The 8,788-nt window shown below is 64.3% G+C and carries 14 protein-coding genes and 1 pseudogene; 13 read left to right on the forward strand and 2 right to left on the reverse strand.

The genetic code is table 11. The annotated features are described in order from the left end of the window. The 13 genes and pseudogenes from AC1DOC_RS08855 to AC1DOC_RS08915 all read left to right on the forward strand — a co-directional run. A pseudogene (locus tag AC1DOC_RS08855) lies at nucleotides 1–821 on the forward strand (hypothetical protein); the annotation flags it as partial. A 17-nt stretch (nucleotides 822–838) separates the two neighbouring features. After that, on the forward strand, nucleotides 839–1,390 hold the full coding sequence (locus AC1DOC_RS08860) for a hypothetical protein (RefSeq protein ID WP_478084123.1): 552 nt from the start codon (nucleotides 839–841) through the stop codon (nucleotides 1,388–1,390). 254 nt (nucleotides 1,391–1,644) lie between these two features. Then, nucleotides 1,645–2,325, forward strand: coding sequence for a 50S ribosomal protein L3 (gene rplC / locus AC1DOC_RS08865; protein ID WP_015867667.1), 681 nt, complete (start codon nucleotides 1,645–1,647; stop codon nucleotides 2,323–2,325). Next, on the forward strand, nucleotides 2,325–2,945 hold the full coding sequence (rplD, locus tag AC1DOC_RS08870) for a 50S ribosomal protein L4 (protein ID WP_013543942.1): 621 nt from the start codon (nucleotides 2,325–2,327) through the stop codon (nucleotides 2,943–2,945). The genes rplC and rplD overlap by 1 nt, the downstream gene beginning before the upstream one ends. After that, entirely contained in the window at nucleotides 2,942–3,277 is a 336-nt protein-coding gene (gene rplW, locus AC1DOC_RS08875) for a 50S ribosomal protein L23 (RefSeq protein WP_007838129.1), read from the forward strand. The genes rplD and rplW overlap by 4 nt, the downstream gene beginning before the upstream one ends. Before the next feature lie 2 nt (nucleotides 3,278–3,279). Continuing rightward, the gene (gene rplB, locus AC1DOC_RS08880) at nucleotides 3,280–4,104 is read left to right on the forward strand and encodes a 50S ribosomal protein L2 (RefSeq protein WP_478129679.1); all 825 of its coding nucleotides are present in this window, start codon (nucleotides 3,280–3,282) and stop codon (nucleotides 4,102–4,104) included. Nucleotides 4,105–4,114: 10 nt separating this feature from the next. After that, nucleotides 4,115–4,393 carry a 30S ribosomal protein S19 gene (gene rpsS / locus AC1DOC_RS08885; RefSeq protein WP_007838132.1) on the forward strand — a complete coding sequence of 93 codons (279 nt, stop codon included), beginning with the start codon at nucleotides 4,115–4,117 and terminating at the stop codon, nucleotides 4,391–4,393. Nucleotides 4,394–4,402: 9 nt separating this feature from the next. Beyond that, complete coding sequence (gene rplV / locus AC1DOC_RS08890; protein ID WP_007838134.1) at nucleotides 4,403–4,735, forward strand: 50S ribosomal protein L22; 333 nt, start codon at nucleotides 4,403–4,405, stop codon at nucleotides 4,733–4,735. 17 nt (nucleotides 4,736–4,752) lie between these two features. Next, nucleotides 4,753–5,679, forward strand: coding sequence for a 30S ribosomal protein S3 (gene rpsC, locus AC1DOC_RS08895; RefSeq protein WP_015867665.1), 927 nt, complete (start codon nucleotides 4,753–4,755; stop codon nucleotides 5,677–5,679). A 28-nt stretch (nucleotides 5,680–5,707) separates the two neighbouring features. Further along, nucleotides 5,708–6,124 (forward strand): 50S ribosomal protein L16, encoded by a 417-nt coding sequence (gene rplP / locus AC1DOC_RS08900; RefSeq protein ID WP_015867664.1) that lies wholly within the window; start codon nucleotides 5,708–5,710, stop codon nucleotides 6,122–6,124. A gap of 55 nt (nucleotides 6,125–6,179) precedes the next feature. Then, complete coding sequence (rpmC, locus tag AC1DOC_RS08905) at nucleotides 6,180–6,389, forward strand: 50S ribosomal protein L29 (protein WP_026284221.1); 210 nt, start codon at nucleotides 6,180–6,182, stop codon at nucleotides 6,387–6,389. A gap of 9 nt (nucleotides 6,390–6,398) precedes the next feature. Continuing rightward, nucleotides 6,399–6,668, forward strand: a complete 270-nt coding sequence (gene rpsQ, locus AC1DOC_RS08910) for a 30S ribosomal protein S17 (RefSeq protein ID WP_015867662.1) — start codon at nucleotides 6,399–6,401, stop codon at nucleotides 6,666–6,668. 94 nt (nucleotides 6,669–6,762) lie between these two features. Beyond that, complete coding sequence (locus AC1DOC_RS08915) at nucleotides 6,763–7,269, forward strand: peroxiredoxin (RefSeq protein ID WP_015867661.1); 507 nt, start codon at nucleotides 6,763–6,765, stop codon at nucleotides 7,267–7,269. Nucleotides 7,270–7,281: 12 nt separating this feature from the next. Here the strand turns inward: AC1DOC_RS08915 and AC1DOC_RS08920 are convergent, their stop codons facing one another. Beyond that, entirely contained in the window at nucleotides 7,282–7,869 is a 588-nt protein-coding gene (locus tag AC1DOC_RS08920) for a GNAT family N-acetyltransferase (RefSeq protein ID WP_478129680.1), read from the reverse strand. 202 nt (nucleotides 7,870–8,071) lie between these two features. Beyond that, nucleotides 8,072–8,569, reverse strand: a complete 498-nt coding sequence (locus tag AC1DOC_RS08925; protein WP_015867659.1) for a TlpA disulfide reductase family protein — start codon at nucleotides 8,567–8,569, stop codon at nucleotides 8,072–8,074. Between the last annotated feature and the right edge of the window lie 219 nt (nucleotides 8,570–8,788).

The following is an 8,788-nucleotide window of genomic DNA, read 5'->3' on the forward strand; positions in this document are numbered from 1 at the left end:
CCTCGGTGATCGCCCACGAGTGGGGGCACTACTACCAGTCCTCCTTCAGCCGCGACGACTCGATGGGCGGGGACCACAGCCAGAGCCAGCGTACCGATCGCCGGCTCGCGTTCTCGGAAGGCTGGGGCAATGCCTGGTCGGGCATTGCGCTCGGGCGCCGGAACTATGTCGATTCGGGCGGGGCGCAACAGGCGTCCGTCCGGGAGAGCATCAACATCGACCTTTCCGCCGGTGCGGCAACCCAGCCGGGCTGGTACCGCGAGACCTCGATCCAGTCGATCTTCTGGAATCTCAACCAGCAGGTGGGCTTCAAGCCGATCCACGACACGCTGACCGGCTTCCAGTTCAGGAGCGGCGCGGCCGTCACCTCGATCCATCCTTTCTCGGCGGCCTTCAACGCGACCGCGCCGGGCAGCGCGTCGGCCCTGGCCACCCTGCTGGGCGGGCAGGGCATCAACGCGACGGACAACGATCCGTTCGGCGGCGCCGAAACCAACGACGGCGCAATTCCGGTTGCGATCCCGATGTACAGGGTGGCGACCGTGGGCGGCGCCGTGACCCAGGCCTGCGTCTCCAACGACGCCGGCACGGGCAACAAGCTCGGCAACTTCTCCTATGTCCGCTTCACCGCGCCTGCCAACCGCAGCTACCAGATCGTCGTGAATGGCGGTCCGGCGGGATCCAACCCCGATTTCGACATCTTCAGGGGCGGCCTGGTTGCCCGAACCGGCAATACGGTCAGCCTGTCGGCTGGCGAGTACGTTCTGGCAGTGACGGACCGCAGCAGTCTCGACGCATGCTTCAACGTCTCCATTCAGTAGTAGCAAGAAAGGCCGCCATGAACATCCGATCGAATTCGATGATGGCCCTCGCGTGCCTCGTGTGCCTCGCACTGGCAATGCTGTCGGTACCGGCCGCGGCAGACGGCGACCCCGGGTCGCGCAGCGCCAGGCACGCAGCGTCGCAGCAGCAGCGCCAGGCCGCCCCCATGACCACGGCGCCGCAAAAGCCCGGCGGCGCCGGCGTCAAGCTCGAATACCGGCTCGACGCCACGCCGCGAGTGGGCCAGGCCACGCCTGTCGTGCTGAAATTCGACGGCGTGACCGACGCCGAGGGTGCCACGGTCCGCCTGAGCGCCGACAAGGGGCTGGCCCTCCAGGGAAGCAGCACCCTCGCGCTGCCGGCCGGCAAGCGGACCACGGCCACCGTCGTCGTGGTGAGCGAGGCCGAGGGGCTGGCCTACCTCAATGTGTTCATCAGGCACGGCGGCGCCTCGAGCGCGGTTTCGGTCCCCATCCAGACCGGCACGGCCGCGCCGACCTTGAAATCCAGCGGCGAAATGAAGTCCACGCCGGGTGGCGACAGCATCATCACGATGCCCGTCAAATAGGCCGGAAGCAGTAAAAAGCGGCCCAAGACAGGGGGCAGGTGCCTTCCGGGCCGCTTCGCAATGCAGCTTGCACTGCGCCCGCATCGCGGGCTATAATCGCTGGCTCTGCCCTTCGTGCGTCCATTCGGGCGCCTTGAGAGCGGAGATTTATCAACCTTCCTTCGCAGGCCGGGTACCCCCAGGGGAATCGGCCAAACGCTGTCGCCAATTGAAGTGGCAGCGGCGAGGGGAGTTTCCATTTTTGGAGAAAACAAATGAGTCTGAGCAACTCCCTCGGGTTGCTGGGCCGCAAGGTGGGGATGATGCGTCTCTTCACCGATGACGGGGACGCAGTTCCTGTCACGGTGGTGGATGTGTCCAACAACCGTGTGACCCAGATCAAGTCGCAAGAGACCGACGGCTACGTCGCACTGCAAGTGACGTTCGGTTCGCGCAAGGCATCGCGCGTGACCAAGCCCCAAGCCGGCCACCTCGCCAAGGCGGGTGTCGAAGCTGGTGAAATCATCCGCGAATTCCGCGTGACCGCCGATACCGCAGGCCAGCACAAGGCTGGCGCCGTGATCGCCGCGAGCAGCGTGTTCTCGGTGGGCCAGAAGGTCGACGTGCAAGGCACCTCGATCGGCAAGGGCTACGCTGGCACGATCAAGCGCCACAACATGAGCTCGCAGCGCGCGTCGCACGGCAACAGCCGTTCGCACAACGTTCCCGGCTCGATCGGCATGGCACAAGACCCCGGTCGCGTGTTCCCCGGCAAGCGCATGACGGGCCACCTCGGCGACGTCACCAAGACCACGCAGAACCTCGATGTCTTCCGCATCGACGAAGCGCGTCAACTGTTGCTCATCAAGGGCGCGATCCCGGGTTCGAAGGGTGGCTTCGTCACCGTGCGTCCCGCCATCAAGGCCAAGCCGCAAGCGGCTGAAGGAGCGAAGTAATGCAACTCGAACTCCTGAACGAACAAGGCCAGGCCGCGTCGAAATACGACGCCCCCGAGACCGTGTTCGGCCGTGACTACAACGAAGACCTGGTCCACCAGATCGTCGTTGCATTCCAGGCCAACGCCCGCCAAGGCACGCGCGCCCAGAAGGACCGCGAGCAGGTCAAGCACTCGACCAAGAAGCCTTTCAAGCAAAAGGGAACGGGCCGCGCCCGTGCCGGTATGACGTCCTCGCCGCTGTGGCGCGGGGGTGGCCGGATCTTCCCGAACATGCCTGACGAAAACTTCTCGCAGAAGATCAACAAGAAGATGTACCGCGCCGGCATGGCCGCCATCTTCTCGCAGCTCGCTCGCGAAGGCCGTCTGGCCGTGGTGGATTCGCTGACCGTGGATTCGCCCAAGACGAAGCCGCTGGCAGCCCGTTTCAAGGCGATGAATCTCGAGTCCGTGCTCGTGATCGCCGAAGAAGTCGACGAAAACCTGTACCTTGCCTCGCGCAATCTGGTGAACATTCTCGTGGTCGAACCCCGCTACGCCGATCCGGTGTCGCTGGTCCACTACAAGAAGGTGCTGGTCACCAAGGGTGCCGTCGACAAGCTCAAGGAGATGTTCGCATGAGCCGCGTGAACCCTACCGCCGCTGAACGTACGTTCGAAGAAGGCCGCCTGATGGCGGTGCTGGTCGCCCCGATCGTGTCCGAAAAGGCCACGATGGTCGGCGAGAAGTCGAACGCTGTCACTTTCAAGGTGCTGCAAGACGCCACCAAGCCCGAGATCAAGGCCGCTGTCGAACTGATGTTCAAGGTCGAAGTCCAGGGCGTGTCGGTGCTCAACACCAAGGGCAAGACCAAGCGCTTTGGCAAGTCCATCGGCCGCCGCGACAACGTTCGCAAGGCCTATGTGACGCTCAAGCCCGGTCAAGAGCTCAACCTCGTCGGGGAAGGCGCTTAATCATGGCCGTCATCAAGATGAAACCCACTTCGCCGGGCCAACGCGGCGCGGTGAAGATCTCGCGGGACCACCTGTTCAAGGGTGCTCCTCACGCGCCTCTGCTGGAGCCCCAGTTCCAGRAGGCCGGCCGCAACAACAACGGCCACATCACGATCCGTCATCGTGGCGGCGGTGCCAAGCACCACTACCGCGTTGTCGACTTCGTGCGCAACAAGGACGGCATCCCGGCCAAGGTCGAACGCATCGAATACGACCCGAACCGCACCGCCCACATTGCCCTGGTCTGCTACGCCGACGGCGAGCGCCGCTACATCATCGCCCCGCGCGGTCTTGAGGCTGGTGCAACGCTGCTGAGCGGTTCGGAAGCCCCGATCCGCGCCGGCAACACGCTGCCGATCCGCAACATTCCGGTCGGCTCGACGATCCACTGCATCGAACTGCAACCCGGCAAGGGCGCGCAGATCGCGCGTTCGGCCGGCACGTCGGCCACGCTGCTGGCTCGCGAAGGCGTCTACGCCCAGGTCCGCATGCGTTCGGGTGAGGTGCGCCGCATCCACATCGAATGCCGCGCCACCATCGGTGAAGTCGCGAACGAAGAGCACAGCCTGCGCCAACTCGGCAAGGCCGGTGTGAAGCGTCACATGGGTATTCGCCCGACCGTTCGCGGCGTGGTGATGAATCCTGTCGACCACCCGCACGGTGGTGGCGAAGGCAAGACCGGCGAAGGCCGCCATCCTGTCGACCCATGGGGCAACCTGACCAAGGGCTACCGTACCCGTAACAACAAGCGCACGCAGGTCTTCATCGTGTCGCGCCGCAAGAAGTAAGGGATAGCAAATGACTCGCTCTCTCAAAAAGGGTCCGTTTGTTGACCATCACCTCGTGGCCAAGGCCGACAAGGCCGTGACGACGAAGGACAAGAAGCCGATCAAGACCTGGTCGCGCCGCTCGATGGTCCTGCCCGAGTTCATCGGCCTGACCATTGCCGTGCACAACGGCAAGCAGCACGTGCCTGTCTACATCACCGACCAGATGGTCGGCCACAAGCTCGGCGAATTTGCGCTCACGCGCACGTTCAAGGGGCACCCCGCGGACAAGAAAGTCCAGAAGAAGTAAGGAACGACCATGTCTGAAACACGTGCAGTCCTCCGCGGTGTCCGCCTCTCGGTCGACAAGGGCCGTCTGGTCGCTGACCTGATCCGCGGCAAGAAGGTTGATCAAGCGCTCAACGTCCTGCAATTCACGCAGAAGAAGGCCGCTGTGATCATCAAGAAGGTGCTCGAGTCGGCAATTGCCAACGCCGAGCACAACGATGGCGCCGATATCGACGAACTGAAGGTCAAGACCATCTACGTCGAACAGGGCGCAACGCTCAAGCGCTTCACGGCGCGAGCCAAGGGTCGCGGTAACCGCATCAGCAAGCCCACGTGCCATGTGTACGTGACGGTTGGCAACTAAGAACGCCTGGAAGAAATATGGGACAGAAAATCCATCCGACCGGCTTCCGCCTTGCGGTTACCCGTAACTGGTCCAGCCGCTGGTACGCAAGCGACCGCGATTTCGCGGGCATGCTGGCCGAAGACATCAAGGTCCGCGAATACCTCAAGAAGAAGCTGAAGAACGCTTCGGTGTCGCGCGTCATGATCGAGCGTCCCGCCAAGAACGCACGCATCACGATCTACTCGGCTCGTCCGGGCGTCGTGATCGGCAAGAAGGGCGAAGACATCGAGAACCTCAAGCGCGAACTGGGCAAGCAGCTCGGCGTGCCGGTGGCAGTCAACATCGAAGAAGTGCGCAAGCCCGAAATCGATGCCCAGCTGATCGCCGACAGCATCACGCAGCAGCTCGAAAAGCGGATCATGTTCCGCCGCGCCATGAAGCGCGCCATGCAGAACGCCATGCGTCTGGGTGCCCAGGGCATCAAGATCATGTCGGCTGGCCGCCTGAACGGCATCGAAATTGCCCGTACCGAGTGGTACCGCGAAGGCCGCGTGCCCCTCCATACGCTGCGCGCCGACATCGACTACGGCACCTCGGAAGCCAAGACCACCTACGGCGTCATCGGCGTCAAGGTCTGGGTCTACAAGGGCGACACGCTGGGCCGCAACGACCTGCCGGCCGTCGAAACGCCGCGTCCGGACGACGAGCGTCGCCCGCGTGGTCCGCGCCGCGATGGCCGCCCGGGTGGCGACCGTCCGGGTTCGGACCGTCGTGGCCCCGGCCCGCGCGCCGGTGCCCGTGGCCCGATCGGTGGCAACACCGCCCCGGCCGACGGCAGCGATAAGCCCGCAGAAGCCACTGGCGCAGCTCCCGCTGCTCCGGGTGCAGACTCGAAACCCGCCGTTAAGCGCGTCCGCAAAGCCGCGCCAGCTGCAGCAGCTGACGGTGCCAAGACCGAGTGATCGGTCTTAGAACTACGGAGTATTAAAAATGCTGCAACCTGCACGCAGAAAGTTCCGCAAGGAACAAAAGGGCCGCAACACCGGCGTCGCAACCCGGGGCAACTCGGTTGCCTTCGGTGACTTCGGTCTCAAATGCACCGACCGCGGCCGCCTCACGGCGCGCCAGATCGAAGCCGCTCGCCGCGCGATTTCGCGTCACGTGAAGCGCGGTGGCCGTATCTGGATCCGCGTGTTCCCGGACAAGCCGATCTCTACCAAGCCCGCCGAAGTGCGGATGGGTAACGGTAAGGGCAACCCCGAGTACTACGTCGCTGAAATCCAGCCTGGCAAGATCGTGTTCGAGATCGTCGGCGTGCCCGAAGAACTCGCCCGCGAAGCGTTCCGCCTGGCCGCCGCCAAGCTTCCGCTGCGTACGACCTTCGTCGCTCGCCAGCTCGGCGCCTGAGAGGAGAACATCCATGGCAACACGTAAGAAAAAAGAAACCGCGGCTCCGGCCAAGGTGACCAAGGCTGCAACCCTGCGCACGAAGGACGTCGCAGGCCTGCAAGCCGAAATCAAGGACCTGCAGAAGGCCCATTTCGGCCTGCGCATGCAGAAAGCCACGCAACAGCTGTCGAACACCTCGACGCTGCGCGTGACGCGCCGCGACATCGCGCGCGCCAAGACCATTCTTGCTCAGAAGCAGCAAGAAACCCAAGCCGCCAAGTAAGGAGTGAACATGACGGAAGCTAAAAAATCCCTCAAGCGCACCTTGATCGGCAAGGTGGTCAGCGACAAGCGTGCCAAGACCGTGACCGTGCTGGTCGAGCGCCGTGTGAAGCACGAGCTCTACGGCAAGATCGTGGCCAAGACGAGCAAGTACCACGCCCACGACGAAAAGGGCGAGTACAAGCTGGGCGACACCATCGAGATCACGGAAAGCCGTCCGATCTCCAAGACCAAGAACTGGGTCGTGACCCGCCTGGTCGAGAAGGCCGTGCTGGTCTGATCACCGGCTGATCGACCTCGGGAAGCCTCTTGAAGGCAACCCATCCGGAAACGGCCCACAATGTGGGCCGTTTTTCTTTTTCAGGAGCACTCAGATGATCAAAGTCGGCGACACCCTTCCTTCGGCAACCCTGCAGGAATATTCCGAGGTCGAAGGCGAAGGCTGCAGCATCGGCCCGAACCCGGTGGACGTGAGCAAGGCCACGGCCGGCAAGACCATTGCGCTGTTCGCGCTGCCGGGCGCCTTCACGCCCACCTGCTCGGCCAAGCACGTGCCCGGCTATGTGCAGCACTACGACGACTTCAAGGCCGCCGGCGTGGACGAGATCTGGTGCGTGAGCGTGAACGACGCCTTCGTGATGGGCGCCTGGGCGCGCGACCAGAAGACCGGCGCCAAGGTGCGCATGCTGGCCGACGGCAGCGCCGATTTCGCCAAGGCCACCGGCCTCACGCTCGACCTGACCGGCCGCGGCATGGGCCTGCGCAGCAACCGCTATTCGATGCTCGTGAAGGACGGCAAGGTGGCCACGCTGAACGTCGAGGCACCGGGCAAGTTCGAGGTCAGCAATGCCGAGACGCTGCTGGCCCAGGCCCGCGGCTGACGGCGGAGCTGGCTAAAGGTCCACCTTGAGGTAGTGCGCGCCCGCGATCGGGTTGTGATAGTAGGGCGGCACTTCCTCGAATCCCAGGTCTTCGTAGAGCGCGCGGGCCGATTCCATGTCGTCCAGCGTGTCGAGCAGCACGCAGGCATAGCCTGCGCCGCGCGCGGCGTCGAGGATGGCTTCGGCAAGCTGCCGCCCGTCGCCCAGCCCCCGAAAGCCGGGCCGCACGAACAGCCGCTTCATCTCCGCGGCATTGGCGTAGTCGGTGTTGTCGAGCGGGCGCAGCGCGCAGCAGCCGGCCACGTGCGCCAGCGTGCCATTGGCGCGCATGAGGGTCGGCGCGCGTTGCCCGGCTTCCTCCTTGATGTGGGCGGCATCGACCAGCGCGAGCAGCAGGGCGCCGCGCGGCTCGGCGTAGTCGCCAGGCAGCGTGGCGACCTCTTCCTCGAAATTCTGGAAGCACAGGTCGATGTCCAGCGAGGCGGCGTAGTCGCGGAAGATCGCGCGCGCCGCATCGAGTTCGGCGGGTTCCTCCGGCGTCAGGAGCACGACGGCTGGCGTGTCGGCCAGCGGCAGCGGGCGTGAAACCGAAAAGCTCATACGCGCAGCGATGAGATCCAGTAGGCCATGCCTGCGCATGCGGCGAACAGGATCGGTGCGGGCTCACGCGAGGCGGCCACGGGAGAGTCGGTCATCGAAGAGGCGGGGTGCGCAAGAACTGCGGAAGGCGCAGATTAGCAAAGTCCGGGCCGAAGCATGCTTCGGGTTGTTGCTATGCGTTCGCCCCTGCACCTCGTGCGGATCAAGCCTCGGCGAGCAGTTTCTCGATCAGCTTGTGGAGCTCGGCGAAATCGGGTTCGCCCACATAGCGCTTCACGATTTCGCCCTTCTTGTTGACCAGGTAGGTGGTGGGCGTGAGCTTCACGTCGCCCCAGGCCTGGGCCACGCTGCCGGTGTTGTCGATCGCCACCTTGAACGGCAGCTTGCGGGTCTCGGCAAAGTTGACGACGTAGCTTGGCGGGTCGTAGCTCATGGCCACGGCCAGCGTGTCGTAGCCCTTGGACTTGTACTTGTCGTAGGTGGCAATGACCTTGGGCATTTCCGCCACGCAGGTCACGCAGCTGGTGGCCCAGAAGTTCACCAGGGTGACCTTGCCCTTCAGGTCGTTGGTGCTTTTCTTGCTGCCGTCGAGCAGCACGAAGGTCGAGGCCGGTGCCTCGGTGGTGCCGGAACCCAGGTACACCCCCACGCCCGCGGCCAATGCAAGGGCGACTGCGGCGACGGTGATGTATTTTTTCATGGCAGCGGATGGAGAGGGGCCGGCCGATTTTAGTTCCGCCGGCCGGATCGTGCCGGCGGGCGTGCGGGCGGCTCGATAATGGCTTTCCGATGCCATCGTCCGACTCCCGTTTCCGGCCCGCGCTGGCCGCAGCCGCCACGCTCGCGCTTGCCGCCTGCAGCCCCACCTTCAACTGGCGCGAGGTGCCGATTGCCGACGACGGCCTGGTCGTCCTCCTGC

Source organism: Variovorax sp. 01T439_2 (assembly GCF_056398445.1).